The 23,996-nt window shown below is 49.7% G+C and carries 22 protein-coding genes; 17 read left to right on the top strand and 5 right to left on the bottom strand.

Translation table 11 applies throughout. The features are described from left to right. Window positions 1-64 precede the first annotated feature (64 nt). Complete coding sequence (locus JIN82_RS04800) at window positions 65-2,308, bottom strand: serine/threonine-protein kinase (protein WP_200310509.1); 2,244 nt, start codon at window positions 2,306-2,308, stop codon at window positions 65-67. Window positions 2,309-2,632: 324 nt separating this feature from the next. On the opposite strand from JIN82_RS04800, the gene JIN82_RS04795 reads away from it, so the two are divergent. From JIN82_RS04795 to recR, 5 genes are all read left to right on the top strand, one after another. Beyond that, window positions 2,633-4,120, top strand: a complete 1,488-nt coding sequence (locus JIN82_RS04795; RefSeq protein ID WP_200310508.1) for an ArnT family glycosyltransferase — start codon at window positions 2,633-2,635, stop codon at window positions 4,118-4,120. 18 nt (window positions 4,121-4,138) lie between these two features. Then, window positions 4,139-4,522, top strand: a complete 384-nt coding sequence (locus tag JIN82_RS04790) for a GtrA family protein (RefSeq protein ID WP_200310507.1) — start codon at window positions 4,139-4,141, stop codon at window positions 4,520-4,522. 38 nt (window positions 4,523-4,560) lie between these two features. Continuing rightward, on the top strand, window positions 4,561-6,180 hold the full coding sequence (locus tag JIN82_RS04785; RefSeq protein WP_200310506.1) for an AAA family ATPase: 1,620 nt from the start codon (window positions 4,561-4,563) through the stop codon (window positions 6,178-6,180). A gap of 78 nt (window positions 6,181-6,258) precedes the next feature. Continuing rightward, on the top strand, window positions 6,259-7,092 hold the full coding sequence (locus JIN82_RS04780) for a hypothetical protein (protein WP_200310505.1): 834 nt from the start codon (window positions 6,259-6,261) through the stop codon (window positions 7,090-7,092). A gap of 6 nt (window positions 7,093-7,098) precedes the next feature. Then, window positions 7,099-7,704 carry a recombination mediator RecR gene (gene recR / locus JIN82_RS04775; RefSeq protein WP_200310504.1) on the top strand — a complete coding sequence of 202 codons (606 nt, stop codon included), beginning with the start codon at window positions 7,099-7,101 and terminating at the stop codon, window positions 7,702-7,704. Between the two features lie 59 nt (window positions 7,705-7,763). On the opposite strand, the gene galE is transcribed toward recR, so the two are convergent. Beyond that, entirely contained in the window at window positions 7,764-8,756 is a 993-nt protein-coding gene (galE, locus tag JIN82_RS04770) for a UDP-glucose 4-epimerase GalE (protein WP_200310503.1), read from the bottom strand. A 44-nt stretch (window positions 8,757-8,800) separates the two neighbouring features. Further along, entirely contained in the window at window positions 8,801-9,088 is a 288-nt protein-coding gene (locus tag JIN82_RS04765; protein WP_200310502.1) for an ArsR/SmtB family transcription factor, read from the bottom strand. A 73-nt stretch (window positions 9,089-9,161) separates the two neighbouring features. Between JIN82_RS04765 and JIN82_RS04760 the strand changes: the two genes are divergently transcribed. The 7 genes from JIN82_RS04760 to JIN82_RS04730 all read left to right on the top strand — a co-directional run bounded on the left by JIN82_RS04760 (window position 9,162) and on the right by JIN82_RS04730 (window position 17,794). Further along, the gene (locus JIN82_RS04760; RefSeq protein ID WP_200310501.1) at window positions 9,162-9,698 is read left to right on the top strand and encodes a rhodanese-like domain-containing protein; all 537 of its coding nucleotides are present in this window, start codon (window positions 9,162-9,164) and stop codon (window positions 9,696-9,698) included. Between the two features lie 101 nt (window positions 9,699-9,799). After that, a complete protein-coding gene (locus JIN82_RS04755; protein WP_200310500.1) occupies window positions 9,800-10,537 on the top strand; it encodes a M14 family metallopeptidase in 738 nt (245 codons plus the stop codon). A 30-nt stretch (window positions 10,538-10,567) separates the two neighbouring features. After that, on the top strand, window positions 10,568-11,161 hold the full coding sequence (gene ruvA / locus JIN82_RS04750) for a Holliday junction branch migration protein RuvA (protein ID WP_200310499.1): 594 nt from the start codon (window positions 10,568-10,570) through the stop codon (window positions 11,159-11,161). Between the two features lie 9 nt (window positions 11,162-11,170). Next, on the top strand, window positions 11,171-12,031 hold the full coding sequence (gene purU, locus JIN82_RS04745) for a formyltetrahydrofolate deformylase (RefSeq protein WP_200310498.1): 861 nt from the start codon (window positions 11,171-11,173) through the stop codon (window positions 12,029-12,031). A gap of 322 nt (window positions 12,032-12,353) precedes the next feature. Then, window positions 12,354-16,382, top strand: a complete 4,029-nt coding sequence (locus JIN82_RS04740) for an Ig domain-containing protein (RefSeq protein ID WP_200310497.1) — start codon at window positions 12,354-12,356, stop codon at window positions 16,380-16,382. A 170-nt stretch (window positions 16,383-16,552) separates the two neighbouring features. Next, the gene (locus JIN82_RS04735; RefSeq protein ID WP_200310496.1) at window positions 16,553-16,876 is read left to right on the top strand and encodes a DUF3817 domain-containing protein; all 324 of its coding nucleotides are present in this window, start codon (window positions 16,553-16,555) and stop codon (window positions 16,874-16,876) included. Between the two features lie 60 nt (window positions 16,877-16,936). Further along, the gene (locus tag JIN82_RS04730; protein WP_200310495.1) at window positions 16,937-17,794 is read left to right on the top strand and encodes a hypothetical protein; all 858 of its coding nucleotides are present in this window, start codon (window positions 16,937-16,939) and stop codon (window positions 17,792-17,794) included. 6 nt (window positions 17,795-17,800) lie between these two features. Here JIN82_RS04730 and JIN82_RS04725 read toward each other — a convergent pair whose 3' ends face one another. Both JIN82_RS04725 and JIN82_RS04720 read right to left on the bottom strand, forming a co-directional pair. Next, complete coding sequence (locus JIN82_RS04725) at window positions 17,801-18,832, bottom strand: NF038122 family metalloprotease (RefSeq protein ID WP_200310494.1); 1,032 nt, start codon at window positions 18,830-18,832, stop codon at window positions 17,801-17,803. Window positions 18,833-19,024: 192 nt separating this feature from the next. Then, window positions 19,025-19,963: a ThuA domain-containing protein gene (locus JIN82_RS04720; RefSeq protein WP_234041776.1), complete on the bottom strand. Its 939-nt coding sequence runs from the start codon at window positions 19,961-19,963 to the stop codon at window positions 19,025-19,027. A 43-nt stretch (window positions 19,964-20,006) separates the two neighbouring features. Between JIN82_RS04720 and pdhA the strand changes: the two genes are divergently transcribed. The 5 genes from pdhA to JIN82_RS04695 all read left to right on the top strand — a co-directional run. Further along, entirely contained in the window at window positions 20,007-21,164 is a 1,158-nt protein-coding gene (gene pdhA / locus JIN82_RS04715) for a pyruvate dehydrogenase (acetyl-transferring) E1 component subunit alpha (RefSeq protein ID WP_234041775.1), read from the top strand. A gap of 42 nt (window positions 21,165-21,206) precedes the next feature. Beyond that, window positions 21,207-22,193 carry an alpha-ketoacid dehydrogenase subunit beta gene (locus JIN82_RS04710; protein ID WP_200310493.1) on the top strand — a complete coding sequence of 329 codons (987 nt, stop codon included), beginning with the start codon at window positions 21,207-21,209 and terminating at the stop codon, window positions 22,191-22,193. Between the two features lie 157 nt (window positions 22,194-22,350). Then, on the top strand, window positions 22,351-22,902 hold the full coding sequence (nuoB, locus tag JIN82_RS04705; protein ID WP_200310492.1) for an NADH-quinone oxidoreductase subunit NuoB: 552 nt from the start codon (window positions 22,351-22,353) through the stop codon (window positions 22,900-22,902). Window positions 22,903-22,920: 18 nt separating this feature from the next. Then, window positions 22,921-23,502 (top strand): NADH-quinone oxidoreductase subunit C, encoded by a 582-nt coding sequence (locus tag JIN82_RS04700; RefSeq protein WP_200310491.1) that lies wholly within the window; start codon window positions 22,921-22,923, stop codon window positions 23,500-23,502. A 172-nt stretch (window positions 23,503-23,674) separates the two neighbouring features. Continuing rightward, on the top strand, window positions 23,675-23,996 hold a 322-nt coding region (locus JIN82_RS04695), incomplete at its 3' end, for a transposase (RefSeq protein ID WP_234041741.1).

Here is a 23,996-nt window from a genome sequence, read left to right as displayed (position 1 = left end):
GAATGTTAAGCTGGTAGTATGGCAATGGTAAAAGTGAATTATTTTTTATCAATGATGTGTTTACCTAGTTGAATCTTTCAACTGCACGCTCGGCGTAATCAGAGACTTTATCGTTTCTGTCTGTGGTAAATGGACGAATGATTGGCAGTCCCCATTTTGGTCTCTGTGATGCTAACGCACGGATGATAGCCATCTTTTCTTCAGGAGTTTGTGCTGTGTCAGCTAGGTTTTGCCACATGTCCTGGTTTTCAAAATCCTTGCGTCGCTCAAAAGTAGATCTGAGGAATTTGAGTGAGGAGTCAAATGCCTGTTTGCGTAGGCGTGGGTTAGAGCTGTTTTCGACGGTGTCGATGAGCGTCATGAACTGGCTGTCGTCGTTCCACTGCTCGAGGGCCACAATAGCCGCCATCTTGTCAGTATCTGTACCATCTGCAATCAGGTCGCTGAGCAGGTCAGCTGAAGCCTTGCCGCCAGCTGTGCCGAGTAGGCGCAGTGCAGTTAGTTTCACGTCTTGTGATAGAGCGTTTTGATAGGACGCTTTGATTTGGTTGCGGTAGGTGCTCAGCTCGCGATTGTTGCTGAGCTTAAGTAGTGCCGCACAAGCGCTCTCAGCAGTGCTGCGAATCGCTGAGCTCTCGCTATTGTTGATGAGGTTGAGGAAATCTGAGAAGTACACAGTAGCCTCGTTTTGCACAGCAGCGCGCTGAGCTGCACCAACGGCAGCGGCAGCAGGCTCTCTATCTGGATCTGCGTCCTTAGCGTACTGGAGCATTGGCCCAATGATGTCTTCATTAGCGCGTCCACCAAGTACTGCGCGGAAGAGCTCAGTACGTGTTCCATCTGGCATGATGGCTGATGTAGCGAAGTTAGAAATCATTATATCCACATTGAAGCTATTGTTAGCTGGCTTAGCTAGGTAAAGCGACTTGAGGATAGCGTTGCGGTCAGAGTTAGCATCTTGTGAGGCAATTGTCTTGAGCAGGATGTTAACGTCGCTCTCTTCGAGTTCGATTTCGGTCACCGCAGGCGAGGATACGGCCTGCATGATTTTGTTGAATTGCTTATTCTCATTAGACTGCTTTTTGAAATGTACGAGCAGGATGCTGAGGATCACGGCGAGCAGACTCAAGGTGCCAATCAGTGCCCATTTGGCTGCGGCTGAAATTGGTTTCTTCTGCTGAACAGGGAAGGCGATTTCTACTTCATCGTCGTCACCGGTATCTGCAATCGCTTCTGGCGCGCTCGCTGGAGTGAATTTTGGTCCAGCTGGAATGGCTGGCTGCATTGGCTGAGTCGCTGCTTTGCTGTGAGGGGATGTAGCTGCTGAGGCGCCAGGAGGCGTTAGCGATGATTGAGCGGTTACGGAAGCTGTATTGGTATTGAGCTTAACGGCGCCAGTTTGTGAACCTGCTGGAGTGATCAATCCAGTAGCTGGGTTAATGCCAGCTGTTTGGGTGTCGACTGACTGAGTGAGAGAATTGTTTTTGTCTTCAACAAGAAATTTCTCCAGAGCTTCACGAGCTGATTGTGGACGCGCGTGAATGTCACGTGCGAGGTGCCACATGACCCATTCACATGCCCAAGCAGGAATATCTGGGCGAAGTTCTTGCAGTGGCTGCACACGGTTTTGCAAGTGGCTAGCCATCACTTCAGGGGCGGTTTCACCACTGAATGGGTAAACGCCGGTGAGTGAGTAGTAGTAGAGGCAACCCATGGCGTACATGTCGGTGTACTTGTCGAGCGGTGTGCGCTCGAACTGCTCAGGTGCCATGAAAAAGATAGATCCAAAAACGGCGTCACCATGGTCGATGGTTTGCAGTGATGGTTGTGCGGAGAATTTGGCGAGACCAAAGTCAACGAGTTTGACTTGGAACTTACCTGAAGCCAACCAACAAACCATGATGTTTGTAGGTTTGAGGTCACGGTGGAGAAGGTTGAGGTCTTGTGCGGCGATGAGTGCTTCTTGGGATTGCAGAGCAATTTCCTTGAAGTCAGCCCATGTGAGGGTGCCACGTTCTACCATCTCATCGAGAGTCAGGCCGTTGATGAGCTCCATAACTACGTATGGGCCATCATCATCAATACCAGTATCGTAAACGGTTACGATGTGTGGGTGTTGTACTGCTGAAAGAGCTGCAGCTTCTTTAATTAACTGTCTTGTAGCTCCCTCTTGATCCTCAAAACCACCTTCTGCAAGGACTCGCTTGATAGCGACCTCACGGTTAAGTTGAGTATCGTAGGCATGGTACACGGCCCCTACGCCCCCTTGGCCGATTTTCTCACGAATTTCGTAACGTTCCTCGCTCATATATGTATTCCCTCACTAGAATGTGTGATGAAGAAGTGGCTGCTAGTGGCATCCTCTTCATAAATCTGAAGCTATTAAATGTCTCGAAATCTTGATATGGGAAGTAAAAAGTTCATGAACTCGCGGCATGCTCGACTAAACAGTTTAAAATGATGATGTGGACTTTTTGAATTCATTCTTGTCATCGTTCGTTGTGCTGGATACGACTTCATCAGTTGGGTGCCTTGTCGCGTGAATGTTTTAGCGTGCTTGGTTGATTAATGGAGGAGATATATGGATAGGCAGTTTTTTATTAGCCCCTGGTTTAGATCACGTTTGTGGGCAATGCTTACTGGCTTGCTAGTTCTGCGCATCGTTTTGATGTTTGTGGTGCCGCAGATTGATAGTACCGAGTCTCGCTACGCAGAAATTTCCCGCAAAATCGTGGAAACTGGCAACTGGCTCACGCCGCAGCACGATTACGCGGTGCCATTCTGGGCTAAACCTCCATTGTCGATGTGGACGTCTGCGGCAGGCATGCAGGTTTTTGGTGTGAGTGATTTCTCTGCGCGTATTGGCATATTGCTAGTATCGCTGGTTTTGCTGTGGCTGATTTACCGCTGGTGCAAACAAGCGCGAGGTCGTGAATTTGCCGCCGTTGCAGTGACGATTCTATTTACCACCGTGATCTTTTTCACTTCTGCTGCCTTTGTGCAGACGGATCTATTGATGGTGTTAGGCACCTCTGCGGCTATGGTGGCATTCTGGAATGCCATGCACAACGACCGCCGCCAGTTAGTTTGGGGTTATCTATTTTTTGTTGGTCTTGCGATAGGTTTGTTAGCAAAAGGTCCTGTAGCGATAGTACTTTCCGCCATCCCTATCGGTGGTTGGGTGTTGTTTCGCAATGAATGGATTCGTACATGGAAAAACATCCCGTGGATTTCAGGAACGCTGTTGATGTTATTGATCGCAGCACCTTGGTATTATCTAGCTGAGAAGGCCACGCCTGGGTATTTAGAGTACTTTTTTGTGGGTGAGCACTACATGCGCTACACCGTGTCTGGCTGGGAGGGCGATATGTATGGAAATGCTCACTCAAAGCCAATCGGTACGATCTGGCTGCTCTGGCTGGCGATGCTTCTGCCTTGGAGTTTTCTGCCGCTGATGGCGATTATTTTCCGCCGCAATAGCACCAAAGATCACCTGCGCCGTGTGAATAATGCCAAAAGTGGCTGGATGAGCTACGTCACCTGGTGGGCGCTCGCTCCAGTGCTTTTCTTCACCGTTTCTCGCAATGTGATTCCTTCATATGTCCTGCCTGGGGTGCCAGCTGCAGCGGTGTGGATACTGGAAGTTTGGTTAGCTGGCTACGGTCGCGACTCGCGCATGACCTTGCCAATGCAAAAAGTCATGAGCGCTATCGTCCTTAGCTTCGCCGGTATTTGGGTGGTCGCTTGTATCATCTTTGCGTTCTACCCACAGGTGATCAGTAAAAATTCTCAAAAACAACTAGTTCTCGATGCTCAGGAAATGGGCCTGCCGCTTTATTATTATGGCAAACGTCAATATTCGGCGGAGTTTTACAGCGATGGTGAGGTTGTGCGTATCACGGATAAGGACCCATACGCCGAGCACCTCCAGCTAGAAAATGCCGTGAAAAAACCAAAATTCATGCTCAAGTCTGATATCGGGCAGCTTTTGGAAAATGATCAACAAGATCTGTTTGCGATCAGAAAGAGTGAAGTCGTCCTCTTCTCAGAAGATTTTTGGAGCCACTTCGAGCAGGTCAAAGAATACAAAAAGTATCTCTTGTTCCGCGAAATCAAATAAGCTTCGGCTTCCCACCTTATGACTCGTCAGCTGATTCGTTTTGTCATCATTGGTGTAGCTGCCTCCTTGGTCCACCTAGCTGTTGTTTGGTATCTCGTTGACCAATGGGCAATCAAAGAGCTCGTGGCTAACGTCATAGCTTACATCATTGCCGTGCAGGTGAGTTTTTGGGGGCACCATAGTTGGAGTTTCAGCGGCCACGGTGGCGGCAAACGCAAGTCGATGGCCAAGTTTATCTCAGTCTCGCTCAGCGGGCTGGCGCTCAACCAGCTGAGTTTCTATCTGCTACTAAAATTCACCCCGCTAGACTACCGCGTCGCCTTAGTTTTAGTGCTCGGCTTTGTTGCGGTCTTCACCTTTGTGTTTAGTAAATTGTGGGCGTTTAAACATAAAAAAATCTGAGTTGCAGAATGCTAGACCACGATCGATAGTGGCCGCGTATGAGCGATGACGATAAGGAAAAGCGCGAACAAGAAGAGCTACAAAAAACGCTTAAAGATTTATTTGGTCAGTTAGGTGAAGCCGGTCCTATTCCCTTTGCCAGTTTTCCTATGGGAGGGGAATCGAAAGTTCAGGCCAGCGATGACGAGCCAGAGACCATGGAGTTTGATTCCGCTGACTCCATCTTCGATTTCAGCTACAAACCTCGCGACATCAAAGCTCATCTCGATCGTTATGTGATCCGCCAAGACGAAGCAAAAAAGGCATTATCGATAGCCGTTTGCGATCACTATAACCACGCCAAACGACTTCGCGTGCTCTCGCAGCAAGGTGAAGATACGCAGAACTACGAATATCAGAAACAAAACGTCATCGTAGTTGGCCCAACAGGTGTCGGCAAAACGTACCTGATCAAACATATCGCCGAGTTGATTGGCGTACCATTTGTGAAAGCCGATGCCACCAAATTTTCTGAAACTGGTTATGTTGGTGGTGATGTTGATGACCTCGTTAGGGAGCTCGTTCAGCGCGCTGATGGCAATGTGGAGCTGGCTGAGTACGGCATCATTTACATCGATGAAATCGACAAACTAGCTGGCAAATCATCCATGGGCCGAGATGTTAGCGGTCGTGGTGTGCAGACCACATTACTCAAGCTGATGGAGGAAACTGAAGTGCCAGCCCGCGCGCCTAACGACATGAAAGGTCAGATGATGGCGATGATGGATATGCAGAGCGGCAAGGCCAAACAGAAAGACAACATCAATACTCGCCACATTCTCTTTATTGTTAGCGGGGCATTTTCTGGTTTGGAAAAAGTCGTGCAGCAACGGCTGCGCAGCGGACAAATTGGTTTTGGTGCTAATCACCAACAACAGCTGATAGATGAAGAAGTTTTCAATCATGTCAGCACCCAAGATTTCATCGATTATGGCTTTGAAGCTGAGTTTATTGGCAGACTTCCAGTGCGCGTTCTCTGTGAAAACCTTGAGGCTAAAGATTTTGTTAACATCATGAAAAACTCCGAAGGTAGCTTGCTGCGTCAGTACGAGCGTGAGTTTGAAGCCTACGGAATCCGCGCCAACTTTGCCGACTCGGCGATTGCAAAAATGGCTGAGCTGGCTGAAGGCGAAAATACTGGCGCGCGTGCGCTGATGACGGTGGGCGAGAGAATTCTCCGTCCATTTAAATTCGAGTTACCCGGCACCGCTGTTAGCGAGCTGGTGATCGACCGCGAGTTGATTGATTCTCCAGCTGAGGTGCTAGAAAGATATCGTGAGTTAGGTAAGTGTGTTGATGTAGAGAAAATCCGCGATGAGGTGGAAATCTACGCGCGTGAATTTTCCCAGAAATATGGTGTGACATTAGACTTCACAGAAGCCTCTCTCACTGAGCTGGCTGTATTGTCTAACGAGCAAGCGCGCAGCCCGCTACAGATCTGTGAGGATTTATTCAAAGACTACCAATACGGGCTGAAGTTGATTCAGAAAAATACCACGCAAAAACACTTCGAGATCGGCGCTCAGGCCATCAGAGATGCCGATGGCTATCTGAGTAAATTAGTGGTTGAGTCATACGGTCGCACGCAAACTAGCGAACCAGCTAGTGAGGCTGAATAGAAATGCAAAAACGTGGCTTGTGTCGGGCTGGCGAATTTCTATAGTTCGCCTCGCTCGTCTCTTACAGCAGATCAAATTATGAGTCATCACCATAGCCAAGACCCTCCAGGAAAGATTGCCGGTCCTGGGTTTTTATTCGGATTGGTCGGCATGCTTCTAGCAAGTGGCTTACACTTGCTCGGATTATTTGGCCGTCTAAATAGCCAGCTGGATGAGGTTTTTGCGACTGGGCCATTAGGCCAGATCGATCTCCAACGTCTGCCAGTTAGTGTGGAAATGATGGTGGCTAGTGTGCTCGCCATGGGCTTGTCCTATGCCGTGCTCGACTCCGCTAGAGCGTGGCGTCGCGTTTTGTTGGGCATTACATTGATCATTCTCATTGGCACGATGGTGCCAGTTTTTGCATTGTGGGGGATTTTGTATTCGCCATTTCTCACGCTAACCGCAGTTCTTTGGTCATGGTTTTGTTCTAAAATGTACACCATGTACCACATCATGCCGTGTGAGATTCGTTATCTGAAAACTCACCAACCGCGCGATGCCGACGAAGAAAAAATCGTTGAGCTGATGCAGAGTGTAGAGAAAAAGAAGCCAGCTGCAGCAGTGGAGCAAATCTATCAAGCTAAAGAGGCGCCAGCTAAATCAGACGAGGTGGCCGCTGAAGATGATATTGTTGTTAGTGGTGACGGTCGCCTTGAGGTGATCAACCACACAGATGATTTGGAGGTTCATAGCCAGATCGAATTGGCTGATCAATCAGCCGAGGAAGCGCGCGAGCCAGCCGAGCTAGCAGCAGTGGTAGATGAGCCAGTTGCGCCAGCTAACAAGCCGAGCCAGCCGGAAATTAATCCTTCGCTAGAATCCGACCTTTCAGCTGATGAATCAGAAGATAAATACAAACCAAAGCTCTAGCTGACTATGGCATCTATCAACTATCCACAACCTGTTATCGATTTGATTCAAGAGCTCAAGCGCCTGCCCGGCATTGGTCCGCGTAGCGCCGAGCGTGTTGCCCTGTGGCTAATGCAGAGTCCAAAGGCGCAGCCAATGGTGCTGGCTGAGTCATTAGTCGCCGCCAAACAAGAAGTCTCATTGTGTGGCGATTGTGGATTTTTCACGACCTCAGCTGGCTGCCCAGTTTGTAGCGACCACAACCGCAGCCGCCAGCTTTTATGCGTGGTGGAAAATGCTACTGACGTATTGCCGATGGAGCGCTCTGGTGCCTTTGATGGCTACTACCATTGCCTGGGAGGAAAGTTATCTCCGCTAGATGGCGTGATGCCAGAAGACCTGAATATCCGTGCATTACTGCGCCGGGTGAAGGGCATGTCGGGTGTTGAGGTGGTATTAGCTCTGGGGGCTGATGTGGAAGGGGAAGCCACTTCTAATTATCTAGCTGAAATGCTTGAGTCGCTAGATTGTTCGGTCTCACGCATTGCTCAAGGTCTACCCGCTGGTGGCGGGTTAGAACACGCTGACGAACTCACTCTAACGCGCGCCCTGCAAGGCCGACGGAAGTTTTAGCGTGAGCAAAAAAAAGCTAGCTGGCAGTGATGCGCAGCTAGCTGGAAATTTGCTATCAGTTACTTGCTAGCGTAACCATTCGGGTGGCTCTTGTGCCACTTCCAAGCAGTTTCTATCAAGTCGTCAACGGAATTGTATTTTGGCTGCCAGCCGAGTTCCTCGCGAGCCTTGCTATTGTCTGCATACAGAGCTGGCGGGTCACCCGCGCGGCGTGGCGCAAATTCGTGAGGCACTGTGAGCCCAGTGACTTTTTCCACGCTATCGATGATCTGTTTTACGGAAATCGGTGTGCCTGTGCCGAGGTTGTAGTGAACAAAGGTATTGTCGGCTTCCAGCTTATCAAAGGCGGCAATGTGTGCGCGTGATAGATCGTCTACGTGGATGTAGTCGCGCAGGCAGGTGCCGTCCGGTGTTGGGTAGTCAGTGCCAAATACTTTGAGCGCTGGGCGCTGGCCAGTGGCGGCAAAAATCGCCAGAGGAATGAGGTGTGACTCAGGGCTGTGATCTTCACCAATGGTACCGTCGATAGCTGCACCAGAAGCATTGAAGTAGCGGAATACCGCAGAGGATATTTTGCCACAATGAGCTAGGTCCTTGAGCAATTGCTCCACCTGCAGTTTGGTCATGCCGTACGGGTTGATAGGGGCCTGAGGAAGGTCTTCTACCAATGGTAGTTTGTCTGGCTCGCCGTAAGTCGCGCAAGTGGATGAGAAAACAAATTTCTTCACCCCAGCATCAACCATGGCCTGCAGTAGCTGGATGGTATTGCCGACGTTATTTTCGTAATATTTCAGCGGCTCGTGCACGGATTCACCCACATTGATGAAGGCGGCAAAATGCATCACCAACTCAATTTGTTCATTTTTCAGAATCTCTGCAACAGCTGCGCGATTGCCCAAATCTTCCTGATAGAACACGATGGATTCATCAACCGCTGCGCGATGACCGTAAACCAAATTATCCAAGACCACCGGCTGGTGACCTGCCTCTATAAGCTGACGAACACAGTGACTTCCTATGTACCCAGCGCCTCCAACTACCAATACTTTCATCGCCTGTGAAACTATCTTCTTCCGTCTGCTAGCCAATGAAAAATTTACGTATTTTGGCCGCACATGATGGCACAAAGTTGATACACTGAGTCGTCTGCAATCGAATAGCGAATCGATTGACCCTGGCGTGTGCCTTTGACAAATCGCGCCTGTTTTAAGCCTGCTAGATGGCGGGATACATTCGGCTGACTTTGCGCAACTCCTTCAGCTATTTCACCTACCGCAGCTTCTCCCTTCATTAGATGGTGCAAAATACTCAGCCGTGTGGGGTCTGACAGCGCCTTAAATCGCTCGGCGATTTCTTCGATCTGCGTATCACTTAGTGGTTTCATGCGCTCATGGTAAATTTATTACTTGCCTAATGCAATTATATAATTATATTCACATATATCAATTCGACACGATATGAATACTCAACTGAGCGCTAAAGAACTGGAAGCCAAGCTACAGGCTGGAAATTGTGAACTGATCGACGTGCGTGAGCCGCTAGAATGGGCGGGCGCAAGAATCTCTGGAGCCAAGCTCTACCCGCTAGATTCTCTAGCTGGCGAGATCGGCTCATGGGATAAAGAGAAAGAATACGTTGTTATGTGCAAGGCTGGCCCTCGTGGATCACGCGCCGCCAAGCTGATGCGTGAGAACGGATTTGAAAATGTTTCTGAGCTGGATGGTGGCATCACTAGCTGGCAGCGTGCAGGGTTAGCTGTGGATAAAGATAAAAAGGCTCCGTGGCCACTTGAGCGTCAGGTATTTTTTGTCGCCTCACTTTTGTTGCTGACTGGTTTGATTGGTTCTAGCTGGGTGCCAGGTCTGATTTTCCTCACCTGGTTTGTTAGCGCTGGGCTATTATTTGCTTCAGTGACAGGATTCTGCGGCATGGCATTGTTGCTCGCCAAGGCTCCTTGGAACAAGATCGACATCAAATGCAACTGCAGTGAGTAAACCTGTAGCCAGCAGATCTAGCTGGCTGCTCATGCCATAGATAAGCTGGGATTTTCGCATTGTGAGTTGCAGGTCAGCTGGATTCGCGCTACGCAGGCGATGTGGAAATCCGACAGCTTATTGATGAAATTCATGAGTTCGCGCTAGCAGCGGGGTTTAGCGCGGAAAAGTTGTGTGAGCCAGCGGGCTTGCCGGTCTATGCGTACCGTCGTGACGGCACGAGCAAACGCTGTATTTATCTATCCAGTGGCGTGCATGGTGATGAGCCAGCTGGGCCACTGGCTATCTTATCCTTGCTCAAAAAGGGATTTTTCCAGTCTGATTATAGCTGGCTGATGTGCCCATTGCTAAATCCAGCTGGATTGTTAGCTGGTACACGCGAGACTCCAGCTGGAATTGATCTGAACCGCGACTACCTAGCGCGCCGCAGCGAAGAGGCCAAAGCGCACACCAGCTGGTTAGATAAGCAGCCTGTGCCTGAGCTATTTCTATCACTGCACGAAGACTGGGAGAGCAGCGGATTTTACCTTTATGAAATCAATGTGGCCTGTAAACCGTCATTTTCCCGCCAGCTGCTAGCTTGTGTGAGCGAGGTGATGGCCATTGAGCCAGAGCCATTGATTGATGATCACCAAGTCAAAGAACCAGGGTGGATATTCCACGAGGCAGCAGCTGACGAGCCTGAGAACTGGCCAGAGGCCATTTATATGGCGGAGCGTGGCGCCTGTGTTTCATACACCTTGGAAACGCCAAGCTCATTAGAGCTCGATCTGCGTATTAGGGCTCATGTCGCTGCGGTTGAGTGCGCGCTAGCTCAGTTGAAGATTGACGAAGGCTAGCTGGCCATACAGCTTCGGGAAAATTAAGTTATGATTGCGCGTCTAAGAGGAAAGGTCTGGGAAGCATTGCCAAATCGCTTGGTGATTGATGTCAATGGAGTTGGTTATTTGGTCAACGTTCCACTGTCGACTTTTGACAAACTAAACCCCTTAGAAGGCGCTGAAGTCTCCCTGCACATTCATACGCACATCCGCGAGCAAGCTCACTCATTGTTTGGTTTTGCCACCCAGGAAGAGCGTGATGTATTTCTGTTGTTAATCGATCGCGTCAGCGGCATCGGCCCGTCTATCGCCATGTCAGTGCTCAGCGGCATGTCTGTCGAGCATTTCAAGCAGGCCGTTGTCAATGGTGATGCTAACTCTCTAACCAGCATCAAAGGCTTAGGTAAAAAAACTGCCGAGCGCATCATTTTAGAACTCAAAGATAAGGTGGGCGTCACCGAAAGCTGGGAAGCTGCAGCTAGCGAACTTACCCCATCAGCCATCGTCGATGCCGAATACGGTTTGATCGCGCTGGGATACAAACAATCAGAAGCGCGCAAGGCGGTGAAAGCCGCTCAAGCTGCCAGCCCATCAGCTGAGTCTGGCGAGCTGCTTCGCCAAGCACTGCGTGTTCTTAACTAATCATTTGCCATGAAACCAAACGGAATTATCCTGAAGTTAGATAGCCCAGATCAGCCGGGCATCGTTTCTAAAATCGCCTCATACTGTGCGCTGCATTCAGCGAACTTGACCGAGTTTTCACAGTTTACCGATCACAAGGAAAACAAGTTCTTTGCTAGACTAGAGTTGGACACCTCACGCATGGACGTGGAGGACGACGATTTCATCAATGGCTTTGGCACACTTGGCCGCGCGCTGCATGCCAACTGGCATTTTCGAAAGCGCCCATACAAGATGCGCGCTGCGGTGTTAGTGACAAAAACCGACCACTGTCTCAATGAGATCATCTGGCGTACCGAGCTGGGTGAAATGCCACTAGAAATCACATCTATCATCGGCAACCGCGAAGACTGCCGCGAGATCGCTGAAAAGCACGGGATCCCATTTCACTACATCGAAATGGATGGTGAACTGAAGGCAGCTGGATTTGAAAAAATCCGCGATATTATTATCGAAGAAAAAGTAGAACTTAGTGTGTTAGCCCGCTTTATGCAGATTCTACCAGATTGGTTTTGCCAGCAATTTAGTGGTCAGATCATCAACATTCACCACAGCTTTCTGCCAGCATTTATTGGTGCCAATCCATACCGTCAGGCATACGAGCGAGGGGTGAAATTGATCGGCGCTACTTGCCACTATGTCACCAGTGATCTCGATGCCGGTCCCATCATTGAGCAAGAAGTTCGCCGCGTGCAACATTTTCATACACCGGCGGATCTCATGCGTTTGGGGCGCGATTGTGAGCGTGATGCATTGGCAAAAGGCATCCGGTATCACGTCAGTGACCGAACCATCATTGACCGCAATCGAGCCATCGTATTTCCAGATTAGTAGCCAGTAACGGAGCTGAAAATCTGCAAAATTGAATTTTTTTATGCCGAGTGGACTGGTTGGTTCACTCGGCATTTTTCTTGGTGTGACAAGGGATGCGTCCGATTTTCTAGCAGGCTATATCGATCCTTGTATGATAAGTTAAAGAGTTGTGTGTGAGGTTTTTGCAATACTTTGGAACATCTTGTATTGAAGGCTTGCATTTCAGTATCTACCGAAATGTGTTCATGGGCCTTGCAACACACAAGCCATGAAAAAACAAACAGGGGAATTACATTTGAAAGGTTCGATTTGCAGATCATTTGCAAAATCGACATCTATAATGTTGTTTGCAATATACGCGAGTGCCTCGGCACAATCGTGGCAAACAATCACGGGACCAGAAGGTTTTGAATCTGGTTTCGGAACGTACACAGACGGCGGCGGCGATTGCAGCCTCTATACCGGAACGAATTATGCAGCTAGTGGTAGCAATGCTGTTTTGATTAGAGATGATAGCGGTGATGCATCAGCAGTTAGCCTGACTAATAGTTTTGACGCCAGTGTCTATCAATCGGTGCGTGTGAGCTTCAGCTATTACGCTCGCAAGATGGAAGCGGGCGAAGGGTTCTGGTTGCAATATTGGGATGGTGGCCAGTGGGTCACCGTGCAAACTTGGGCTGATGGAGCCAATCTGGTTGAGAATGCTCTGCAAAACCAGGTCATTGAAATTGACAGCGCCACTTACGCATTGCCGTCTAATATGAAGATTCGCTTCATCTGTCAGGCATCGGGAAATGCAGACTTAGTTTACATTGATGACGTGCTCATCGAAGGTGATCTAGCGGAAGTCAATGAAGCGCCAACATTCAGCTCAGATCCACTCACCCTAGCTGGTGCTGAAGAATACGTCGAATACTCGGGTTCACTAGCCGCCTCAGCTAGCGATCCCAATGCAGGAGATACACTGACATTTAGCAAAATCAGCGGCCCTAGCTGGCTGGCTGTAGCTGCCGATGGCTCTCTATCTGGAACTCCTAATAGCTCTGACCTTGGGCTGGGAAGTTTTACCGTGCAGGTTGCAGATCAAGATGGCCTCAGCACGCAAGCGACATTGCAGATCACTACCAGTGCCGGCGCTGGTAATGGGAATGTTAGCCAGAGCAGTTTGAGCTTTGGTTCTGGCTCATCTAGCTTGGTAGCTAGCTCTCAGGTAGCAGGTCACTATGCTGCGGCTGATAGACTCAGCGATAGCATCGAGATCCGCGACATCAGGGAGAACCTGATTGGCTCTATCAGCTCAGCTGATATCACCGCGATCATGGATTGGGCAAATCTAGCTGGCGAAGAATACGGCCCATGCGGCATGTGCTTCAGCCCGCAAGGTCGCCAGCTATTTATCAGTGTGTGTAGCTCAGCTGGAAACGTTGCCGATAAAGATGCGGTGTTAGCATATAACATCAATACTAAGGAATTGCGCTTGTTTGACCGCTTGCGCATCGAAGATGTCATGGGCTCAGCAAAAACCTACGGCATGGCTTACTACAAAGGTGAGTTATTTGTCGGCACCGATAGTGGCCTGCAGCGCTACATTGCTGAGAAAAATACGGCATCAGCCGAGCCGTACGAAACCGTTGTCCCTGGAGATAGTTCTGAAATCACAGGCATCGCGGTGGACATGATAGACCAAACTCTATATGTGGCGACAGCGGGAAGCATCTACAGCGCAGATCCAGCTGGAGCTCTTAGCTTGAGTTCAGTAGCGAGTGCTTCCGGCATCAAAGATATCAGCTACGGGCGTACTTATGGTGGTCCAGCTACAGAAGGATTGATGGTGCTGATAGATCACGGCAACTACGACGAGCTGAAGATTGCGCAGAAGGCAGATCTTCACGCTGGCGGTGGAGCCACTCTTCAGCATTACAGTTATGCAGATGAGATTTCCGACATCTCAGCAACCGCATGTGGTCGCATGATGGTCGCCTCTAACGGCGTGTCTCTAATGGCGGATGATTCTGATACACGTCTATCATTTGATGACTGGGTGCAGGATGAATTTGACCAATACGTGCAAGCAGTGAAGACCACGATGTGGCGTGATAATTTGGTTCCTGAAGGGTTTAATACCCGCAAGATCGTGCAGGCTGGAAACAACCTCGATTCATCTATCGACATCGATACTGCTGGCTGGGCGATGTACACCATGTTAGCTGCTCACTTGGTCAATGGTGATAGCGACGCTGAGGGTTACATCGAGAAAATGCTACAGCGTAATGCTGGTGCTCATCCCGACGGATTAGGTGGTGTGAAAACAGTTGATGGCGTGCTCTACGATACCTATGACTCAGCTGGAAATGTTACCGCTACAGCTGCTACTTTGTATTCGCAAATGAAGATTCTACCAGCTGCTTACAAAGCGACGGAGCTTTTCCCAGCGAACCAAAACATCGCTGATTATAAAGAGTACTTCCGCAGCATTATGAAGCGAGCTGGTGATTCAGTGAACTCTAACTACGCGATCACTTGGAAGAACGACGACTACGGTCCGCTCAACAATAACAACCTGTCTACTAACGAGAGCTGGATTATGGTAGATCTAGCAGCTGCGCAAGATCCATTGGCGACTAGTGATTACGAAAACTACCTCTACAAGCGCTCAGACATTGATGAATACGATTATTATCTAGCTGACGAGCCGACATTGAAGGCATCCCACGCAGCCTTTGTTGTTCTCGGCGGCGCGATGATTCTCAACCAACACCAAGATGAAGCATCATGGTTGGTAGAACACGATAATTATTATTCCACTTCCATGGCTGAAGGAGATGACATGGGCGCGCCTTATTTCACCGCCTTCTCAGCTGGAAATAATCCATGGATGACGGGCAATTATTACAACGATGGCCCTAGCGATCACCCTGGTGATATCATTCACTTCCCAGCGGTGGTTGGTTTTGGGCAGCACTGGATTTCTCCTGTTGTTGGCGGGTATTTAGCCTACCGCGATGGTCTGCGCCAAGAAATGCAAGGGGCCTCAGGTGATTCTAACTTCCACCTGCTCACTCGCAAGTCGATGCTAGATGATAGCTATGTAATGGGCTCAGTTGGTATTGCAGACTTCTGGTTTGGCCTGATTGGCTTAGGTGAAGTTCTACATCCTGGCCTGACAGATACATTGGGCAATGAGTTCTTTGTGCAGACACCAACATCTGAGGTGAATGCCAATGGCAACACAGTGCTCAATTTCTCAAAAATCACACCACGACGCATTCTTGGTAGTGACGACGGCGGACAAACATGGACGAGCTATGGATTCCAGCACACACCATTTGTGTTTGATGATGGCGTGAGCCACAGCAGCTATGCTGTGGAAGATCCTGAAGGTGAGCTGATAGAGGTTGCCAATGGCGACTGTGAAGATGGATACACATCGTGGACCCAACATGGCAGCTACCTCTACTACCAGCCGAAAGTAGCAGGTGTCAGCATCCATGGTCGCAGCTTGGAAATCCGCACCAATACCTCGACGCAAGGTGATTCCGCTAGCATCAGCAATACCATCGACGTGTCTAATGATTTTGCTGATACACAATATATTGTCAGGGCTGACGCCAAGTCGCATTTTGCTAACCCGACAGGCATTGCCTACTTGGTTGTCGATTGGGATGATGATGCAGATCCAGCTGACGACGCAGTGATCAGCTCGCAGAGCAGTGTGAATCAGGTAGATTTGAACAATCTACGCGACGAACTCGTGGTTAATGCACAACGCCCAGCTAACGCAACGCACATGCACGTTCACTTTGTCGTCGAGCAGGGGCAAAATCCAGTCTATCACCGCTACATTGTTGATAACGTATCAGTGGTTCGTCTGGGTGCTGAGAAACCACTAACTAATGGTGACTTTGAAAGTGGCCTGACGAATTGGAGCAAGCTCTCAGGAGCTTATGTTTCCACCACCACGGATCCAGCTAAGGTGATCAACGGCAGCCAATCTGCGATTGTTAGCCTGAGCCCATCTGATGTTGGTATTCAAGCTGGCCTTAACCGTACCTTTGATCTCAGCAGTGATGCTGATGGCACACGCTACATTTTCCGCATGAATGTACGTGCGCTGAATATGGCTGACGACTCGGACTTCAACGTACGCGTTGAGTGCTACGATAGCGCTGGCGACTTAGTTATCACCAAGAGCGACGTTGGCGATTGTCTGCCAGGTCATGACGGTGAGATCGCTCTAACGATGCGCAAGCGCCCTGAGTACGACTTCCTCAAGGTGAAGGTGCGCTTCAAGCGCGGGAGCTCTAATACCACCACCACTGAGGAGATCATTGTAGATGACTTCTCGTGGCATAAAGAAAAGATCTTCTAGGAAATAGAAGTGTGTATGCGTGATAGGGCCGCCGTGGAGATTCCGCGGTGGCCCTTATGCATTCAGCGCTAGAGGATTGATGCCTGCGATTAGAAAAATGTCATTTCTCTGGGGTTGATTTTCCCTGCCTTCAGTGGCAAACAAATGCGCACAAAGCCCGTATTGACCCTATGAATATTCTCAAATCACCACTCGGACGCCTACGTATTCTTAGCCTTGTAGAAGCGCTGTCTTACTTGACTCTGCTCTTCATCGCTATGCCCATGAAATACATCTGGGGCCAGCCGGAAATGGTGCGTGTCGTCGGCATGGCTCATGGTGTGCTGTTCTGTATTTTCTGCCTCGTTTTGCTGCAGGCGTGGATTGCCGCTGAGTGGAAAATCAAAGTGCCTACGCTGATTTTCATCGCTTCCTTGATTCCATTTGCGCCTATCCTCGTGGAACGCTGGCTGAAAAAGGAAGAGGCCAAATTTGACCAGCTGGAAACAGCTTAGTTAGAAGGCGACTAGGAGAAATGGCTTCCACTTCAGCTGGAGTAAGTTAGCGTTGGGTAAATGCCTGACCCTCCAGCTAGCCAGAACCCAGAGGAAATCCTCGACCCTGAAGAACAGTGGCTCGCCCAGCCAGCTGGCTCGATGTCCAGCGGGAGGTGGCTGGCTGTGATCGTTGGTGTGGTGGTTTTGTTAGTGGGATCGCTGGGTGTGATCTTTTTCAATCTAGCTGATGAAGAAGTGGTCGCTGCGACAGCTGAGTCAGAGGTGTCAGTTAGGGAGTATTCGTCTGCTGAGGTGACGGAGTTTTTGCAGGCCTTTTTAGCTACCGATCAGCTATATGAGAAGATGAAATCGGTGGCTGCCGATGAGCACGAGATGATGGTGGATTATTACCGCAAACGGCATCAATTTGATGTGCCAATGTGGAAGGTGAAGACGGTCGCTCCTGTGCGCATCGAAGGTGAAAAAACGTGGCTGATTGCCTACTACGATGTGAAGAAGTTAGGCCACTACGCATCGGTGGTGGAAAAGCCAGCTGGGCTGCAGCTGCAATGGGCGGCGATGGTGGCGTACGGCGAAATGAGCTGGCCAAATTTTGCTGAATCGAGACCCGCCGAGCGCGTGAAGATGCGCTGTCTGCTACGCCGCGATGATAGCCCGATTTTGCCACCGTATGACGAGCTGGGGTATTTGAGTTTTATGATAGAAAGCCGCGACGGAAGTTTTGTTCATCGTGCGCTGATGGCACCTGACGCGGTGGGGTTTGATACCTTGAGCCAGCTGCCAGCTGGCGCGGATCATCCAGTATTTGTGAGTTTGCTCTACCAGCGTGATGGCGATGGGATTTCCAGCCAGTTGATGATTGACGCGTTAGTGCATCAGCGGTGGGTGGCGCCAAAGTCTGCGCTGGTTCGTTAGCTGTTTCTAGCAAGCAACTTTTCTGCGCCTAACCGACATGGCTCCAATTCCAGCAAGGCTAATGAATAGGAAGCTAGCTGGCTCCGGTACTGGGGCCAGATCCCAGCCGATGATGTCGAAGGCTAGCAGGTCGGTGCTAGTGACATCGACGATTTCACCCAAGGCCAGCGTGGGATCCAAAGCTCCGATGTCGAGGTTGTCTTTCCAGTGGCTCGCTTGCTGGCCGTCACCATTAGCGCTGCCTGTGGACATGGACGCGATGGCGGTTTGGCCTCCATCGATGGATAGATAGGCGTCAGCTCCAGCAGCTAGATTGAGCGTGCCGCTGTCATCGGCATAGCGGAACATGTCTAGCGGTGTGAATACGCGATAATTCTCTAAGTCGATGTCGTTGCTAACGGCAAAATCTACCGTATCTACTCCGCTGACAAATCCCAAGGCGTGGCCAATCTCGTGAACGGCCACACCAACAAAGTCGTATTTATCGCCGTCAATTCCATCAGAGGCATCAAAGTCCCACGGGAAGGTGTCGCTGAAAACGATAGATCCGTCGCTGGTAGAGCTGCCGTCAAATAATCCAATGGCTTTAGCGTTAGCCGTATTGATGTCCATAGAAAGGTTGTTGCCTGAATTGTCAGAATCTAGGCTCGTGAGCATGCTGCCGTTTTCGGAGTCAGTCTGGGTGATAAAACTCAGCTTTCCATTGCCTGCTAGTGGCGAGAGGTTAGCTGATGATGTTAGGTCGTCAGCGCTGGTGGCATCGGCTGCAATAGAGGTATAAAAATCGCTGATTGAGATGTATTGAGTCGTTGAACTCGTGGAGCCGAGTATACCTGCGCCCAGCGTGCTAAAGCCAATTTCTATATTAATGGTCACGTCATCAGTGAACTGGCTGCTCCAGAAATCTGCAGCGGCATTAAAGCCTGCTAGAGCGTCGGCGTCCATGCCGTCTGTACCGGTGAATTCAAATTCCAGCGCGTAGAGCGATTGACTTGCTAGTAAGATAGCAGCGAGGTGGGTGAGGGCTGACTTCATCATAATGGCATGAAACAAAATAGGTGATGATGAATTTGCCGTCGAGATGAAATTTAAACGAATGTTTTCGTTTTGTGAAGGTGGCTGGTCAGCTGGCTAGCTTTGCCAAATTGATTACGGCATAAAAATGCCCAGCTGGGAGATCCAGCTGGGCAGATGAGAGGTAGATTATTTTTTAGCTATAGAGTTAGCTAGTTAGGGTTTGGCAACTGGAGATGTTTTATCTTCTGTTGGGAAATCAGCTGGTACGGCAGCATTGCGGGTGACTTCACCGCTGGCGGCCCATTCGGTGCCGCGCTGGAGTAGTGTGTAGAATCCACGGCAGCGCATGGCGGTTTCGTCATGGCCCAGAGTGGTGTGGAAGATGCGACCTTTGCCAAATTGGATGGTCATGAGAATGGGCTCGTTGCGCTTGGATAGAGTAGATTTAGCATAACCTAGCACTTCGAGGTTTTCAGCTGGGCCGCACATTTTGCAGTAGAGTTCGTCGATGGTATGCAACCAGCGATGGGGAAGCCCTTTGGTAATTGGGTGGTCAGTAGTTAGGTGCTCAACGAGGAATTCACTTTTCTTAGCATGGGCACCACTATTTCCCTCAGTGGTATTGTCTTTGATCACTTTGCCATCTTCTACGTGTACCCAGTAGCCGTCGCGCACTAGCTTGCGACCATTCCAGCCACCAATGCCTATCATTTTGTTGTAGGCTTTCCATTCTGGGAATGAATTATCAGCCGCGTGAACGGAGACAAATCCGCCACCATTTTCTACAAATGAGACAAAGTTTTTCTGCACATCTTCTGGCCAGCTTTCGCCATTGTAGTTGCTGACGACAACATCATAGTTAGAAAACTGCGGGTTCCAGCCATCCCATTTTTGTGGGTTTGGCTCCACCTCAGCATTGCGAGGTTTGCGCGCTGGAGATGTGCAGATGTCGACATCAAATTCACCAGTGGATTCTAATGCTTCTACCAAAACGGGCGTAGTGGCCCTCCAGTTGTGGTTATTTTGGCCATCAAGGATCATCACCTTGAGTGGGGCGCCGAATGCTGTAGCTAGAGTTAGAGCTGAGAATGTAAGGGTGAGTTGGGTTGTCATATGAATGTATATGCGAGCTTTGCTAGTGGGATATTTCATAGCTTAGCTAGATTGAGGAATTAGAGCAAAAAAATGAAGAATTATGGCAGTATATGCATGCTGTGCGCTTTATCGCTTGCTCGATTGGCAATATGCGCTTACTGCACAAGCAACAAAGCAACTGACTATGGACACCTCTATCACTCCTACAGATTATGCAGCGGCGCCAATCAATGCGGCCCTTAGTGCTGAAGAAAAAATCGAGATGTACCGCGAAATGTGCCGCATCCGTCGATTCGAGCAAACCGCGCTGAAGTACTATAATAAAGGCGAAATGGCTGGATTCCTCCACCTTTATATTGGTCAAGAATCGGTGGCTACGGGCACCATTTCCCTCTGCGGTGAAAACGACCACGTGATCACAGCTTATCGCTGTCACGGCCACGCGCTCGCATGCGGCATGGAGATGAATCCTAGCATGGCTGAGCTCTTTGGTAAGGCGACTGGCGCCTCTAAAGGTAAGGGCGGCTCAATGCACTTATTTGCTCCTGAGCATAATTTCTGGGGCGGCCACGGTATTGTTGGTGGTCAGACACCGCTTGGCCTCGGGCTGGCATTTGGTGTGAAATATCAAGGACTTAAAGGATGCTGTCTCTGCTACCTCGGTGACGGAGCTATCAACCAAGGTGCTTTCCACGAATCTCTCAACATGGCTTCCCTGATGGAAATCCCTGTTGTTTATATCATTGAAAATAACGGCTACTCCATGGGAACTAGCCAGGCTCGTTCCAGTGCCCACGACGGTCCGCTTGCTAAGCGTGCTGAAGGTTACGGCATGGAATGGGATACGGTGAACGGTGAAGATGTTTACGAAGTCCGCGCAAAAACCTACGAAGCGATGGAGCGCGCGCGCAACGAGAACAAACCAACTCTTCTGGAGATTGCGACCTATCGTTACTACGGTCACTCAGTGGCTGACGCCAATGCGAAGAAGTACCGTACTCCGGAGGAAATCGAAAAGTACAAAACTTACCACGACCCTATCCGCCTGTGGCGCCGTCAGCTGATCAGCGAAGGTGTGCTTTCTGACGAAACAGCTGATGCCATCGACAAAGAAGCCAAGCTGGAAGCTAATGCAGCTGGCAAGTTTGCCGTCGAGTCACCAGTGCCAACAGTTGAATCTCTCTTTGAGGATGTTTACTGGGAAGTGGATAATGATACTGCAGCTGGCAATACTGGCCGCCACTTCTTTAATGATTAATTTGAGCCCGATTACCCTATAACTTACTAATTTTTTGATTCTATGAGAACGATGCTTTTCCGCCACGCCATCCGTGAAGCAATGGATGAGGAACTCGAACACGATGAAAATGTAGTCATTTTCGGTGAAGAGGTAGCTCAGTACAATGGAGCCTATAAAGTCACTGAAGGACTGTGGAACAAATGGGGCGATAAGCGCATTTTTGATACGCCAATTTCTGAAGCCGGATTCATCGGCATGGGAGTGGGCGCATCAATGCTCGGCGTGCGCCCTGTGATGGAGCTGATGTTCTGGTCATTCCACAGCGTGGCCTTTGACCAGCTGGTAAACAATGCCGCCAACATGCGCTACATGTCTGGTGGATTGGCTAATTGCCCAATCGTCCTGCGCGGACCAGCCAATGGTGGTACTGGTGTGGGCGCTACTCACTCACATTGCCCAGAGAATATTTTCGCCAGCATGCCAGGTCTGAAGGTGGTTACACCATCCACTCCAGCTGATGCCAAAGGCCTGCTCAAAGCCGCCATCCGCGACAACGATCCAGTTTATTTCATGGAAAATACACTGCTCTACGGCATCGAAGGTGAAGTGCCGCCAGCTGAAGATGGTGATTTTGTCATCCCTCTGGGTGTAGCTGATATCAAACGTGAAGGAACCGATCTCACGCTCATCGCTCACGGTCGTTGTGTGCATTTTGCGCTGGAAGCTGCTGAGAAATTGCAAGCTGAGAAGGGGATTAATGCTGAAGTGCTCGACTTGCGCTCCATTCGTCCGCTGGATCAAGATGCCATCCTTAAGAGCATTAAGAAAACCAACCGCTGCGTGATCGTTGACGAAAGCAAACCATTCTGCGGTGTTTCTTCTCAAATCATTACGATTATCCAAGAGCACGCATTTGATTACCTCGACGCGCCAATCAAGCGTGTCTGTACTCTGGATGCACCAGCTACTTATTCTAAATATGTCGAGCACGACCAGCTACCAAACGTAGCTCGTATCCTCGATACCGTAGCGACTATCATCGACTAGTCGCGACGCGATACTTAGCTCGATCGGAAAGCTCACAAGGATTGTCCGATCGAGTGATTCTTGCCCCATTTCTTGCAACTTGCAGATTTGGGGCGAATTTGCCTTGTGTAACGCTCAACGCTAGCTAATTTCCGCGCTGTACAAATTTATCACCACCATGGTTTCTGCCGACGAAAACGCAATCTCGCACGCATCTTACGACTCAAAAATTGAGGGAAATATCATTTTCACCCAAGTCGACGCCGCTATTAACTGGATGCGCAAAAACTCCATGTGGCCAATGCCTATGGGCCTTGCTTGCTGCGCGATCGAGATGATGGCATCCGCCTGTTCTCGTTTTGACCTCTCTCGCTTCGGCGCCGAGGTGATGCGATTTTCACCACGCCAATCTGACGTGATGATCGTAGCCGGTACGGTTTCCTACAAAATGGCACTGTCCGTAAAACGCATCTGGGACCAAATGCCTGAGCCAAAATATTGTATCGCCATGGGCGCCTGCGCATCCAGTGGTGGCATGTTCCGCTCATACGCAGTGCTCCAAGGCATCGATCGCCTCATTCCTGTAGACGTCTACGTTTCTGGCTGCCCTCCGCGCCCAGAAGCATTGATTGAAGGCATGATGAAGCTGCAGGACAAAATCCAAGCAGAGAAATCTACCGCCGCTCAGATTCGCCCAGGTAAAGCCGAGATGTCCGTAGATATCAAATAATTAGCCGATCATATTATCATGACCTCTGAAAAAGCTGCCAACAAGCTGAAGGAAAAATTTTCCGCTGCCGAGATCGTCGAATTTCGTGGCGAATACACAGCGATTGTCGCACTGGATGAATTCCGTGCCGTGATCGAGTATTGTCGCAAAGATCTCAACTTCGAGCTGCTGCTCGATATCACCAGCGTTGACCAATACGGTGAAGATCCACGTTTTGAAGTCCTCTATGAGCTGGCTACCGTTGATGACGCGGCTCACCTTCGCGTGAAAGTGAAGATCGCTGAAGAAGTAGAAGTTCCAACGGTTACCGACATCTGGGGATCAGCTGACTGGCACGAGCGTGAAGTCTACGACATGATGGGCATCAAATTTGCCGGTCACCCAAATCTCAAGCGCATCCTCATGTGGGAAGGGTATCCATTCCACCCAATGCGTAAGGAATTCCCGCTAGAAGGCCTGCCATCTGAAATGCCGGATGTTGGATTCTCCGACTCAGCTCCTATGGCCGACGGACCATTTGTTACCTGTTCAGGTGGCGGTGGCTCAAGAAAAGCTGCTGAGCCAAGATCACGCGCATTCACCAAGCCAGAAGAAGCTTAATTTAGCTGGCTAGAAGAAATTTTAGAAATCACCCGCCGAGCACAACGCTCAGCGGGTGATTTTTTTGTGCGGTAAGGAGGATTGGTGATTATTGCCCACTCAAAAGGTGCACTTAAAAGATGCACGGCATTTTTTAAATGAAAGCCACTGATTCTGTGCGATATTGGTGATTATGAAATCTCCAGAACCATTGCAGAATCAACAAAAACCAGTGGCAAGTAAGCCGCTTACGCCGCTGCAGTTGGCGGATTGTAAAACGGGTTTTTCTGGTGGCGCGGCGGGCATGATTTGTGCGCCGCCATCGGGTGGGCATGTGCGCATTGTTGGCGATGATCGGCACTCGTATTGTTACCACGTGATGAGTCGCACGGCGGGTGGAGATTACCTGTTTGGCGACCAGGAAAAAGAAGCATTTTTGCGCATCATGTGGCGCATGGCGCGCTTCTCAGGCATAAAAATCCTGACTTATTGTTTGATGGATAACCATTTTCACT

The sequence above is a fragment of the Persicirhabdus sediminis genome (assembly GCF_016595495.1).
In the GTDB taxonomy this organism is placed as follows: Bacteria; Verrucomicrobiota; Verrucomicrobiia; order Verrucomicrobiales; family Akkermansiaceae; genus Persicirhabdus; species Persicirhabdus sediminis.
Note: the sequence above shows the minus strand (reverse complement) of the source record. Positions and strands in the feature narration are given on the sequence as shown.

Coding starts and splice junctions, on each gene's coding strand:
- JIN82_RS04800 (WP_200310509.1), bottom strand. CDS start 2,308: ATGAGCGAGGAACGTTACGAAATTCGTGAGAAAATCGGCCAAGGGGGC.
- JIN82_RS04795 (WP_200310508.1), top strand. CDS start 2,633: ATGCTTACTGGCTTGCTAGTTCTGCGCATCGTTTTGATGTTTGTGGTG.
- JIN82_RS04790 (WP_200310507.1), top strand. CDS start 4,139: ATGACTCGTCAGCTGATTCGTTTTGTCATCATTGGTGTAGCTGCCTCC.
- JIN82_RS04785 (WP_200310506.1), top strand. CDS start 4,561: ATGAGCGATGACGATAAGGAAAAGCGCGAACAAGAAGAGCTACAAAAA.
- JIN82_RS04780 (WP_200310505.1), top strand. CDS start 6,259: ATGAGTCATCACCATAGCCAAGACCCTCCAGGAAAGATTGCCGGTCCT.
- recR (WP_200310504.1), top strand. CDS start 7,099: ATGGCATCTATCAACTATCCACAACCTGTTATCGATTTGATTCAAGAG.
- galE (WP_200310503.1), bottom strand. CDS start 8,756: ATGAAAGTATTGGTAGTTGGAGGCGCTGGGTACATAGGAAGTCACTGT.
- JIN82_RS04765 (WP_200310502.1), bottom strand. CDS start 9,088: ATGAAACCACTAAGTGATACGCAGATCGAAGAAATCGCCGAGCGATTT.
- JIN82_RS04760 (WP_200310501.1), top strand. CDS start 9,162: ATGAATACTCAACTGAGCGCTAAAGAACTGGAAGCCAAGCTACAGGCT.
- ruvA (WP_200310499.1), top strand. CDS start 10,568: ATGATTGCGCGTCTAAGAGGAAAGGTCTGGGAAGCATTGCCAAATCGC.
- purU (WP_200310498.1), top strand. CDS start 11,171: ATGAAACCAAACGGAATTATCCTGAAGTTAGATAGCCCAGATCAGCCG.
- JIN82_RS04740 (WP_200310497.1), top strand. CDS start 12,354: ATGTTGTTTGCAATATACGCGAGTGCCTCGGCACAATCGTGGCAAACA.
- JIN82_RS04735 (WP_200310496.1), top strand. CDS start 16,553: ATGAATATTCTCAAATCACCACTCGGACGCCTACGTATTCTTAGCCTT.
- JIN82_RS04730 (WP_200310495.1), top strand. CDS start 16,937: ATGCCTGACCCTCCAGCTAGCCAGAACCCAGAGGAAATCCTCGACCCT.
- JIN82_RS04725 (WP_200310494.1), bottom strand. CDS start 18,832: ATGATGAAGTCAGCCCTCACCCACCTCGCTGCTATCTTACTAGCAAGT.
- JIN82_RS04720 (WP_234041776.1), bottom strand. CDS start 19,963: ATGAAATATCCCACTAGCAAAGCTCGCATATACATTCATATGACAACC.
- pdhA (WP_234041775.1), top strand. CDS start 20,007: ATGGCAGTATATGCATGCTGTGCGCTTTATCGCTTGCTCGATTGGCAA.
- JIN82_RS04710 (WP_200310493.1), top strand. CDS start 21,207: ATGAGAACGATGCTTTTCCGCCACGCCATCCGTGAAGCAATGGATGAG.
- nuoB (WP_200310492.1), top strand. CDS start 22,351: ATGGTTTCTGCCGACGAAAACGCAATCTCGCACGCATCTTACGACTCA.
- JIN82_RS04700 (WP_200310491.1), top strand. CDS start 22,921: ATGACCTCTGAAAAAGCTGCCAACAAGCTGAAGGAAAAATTTTCCGCT.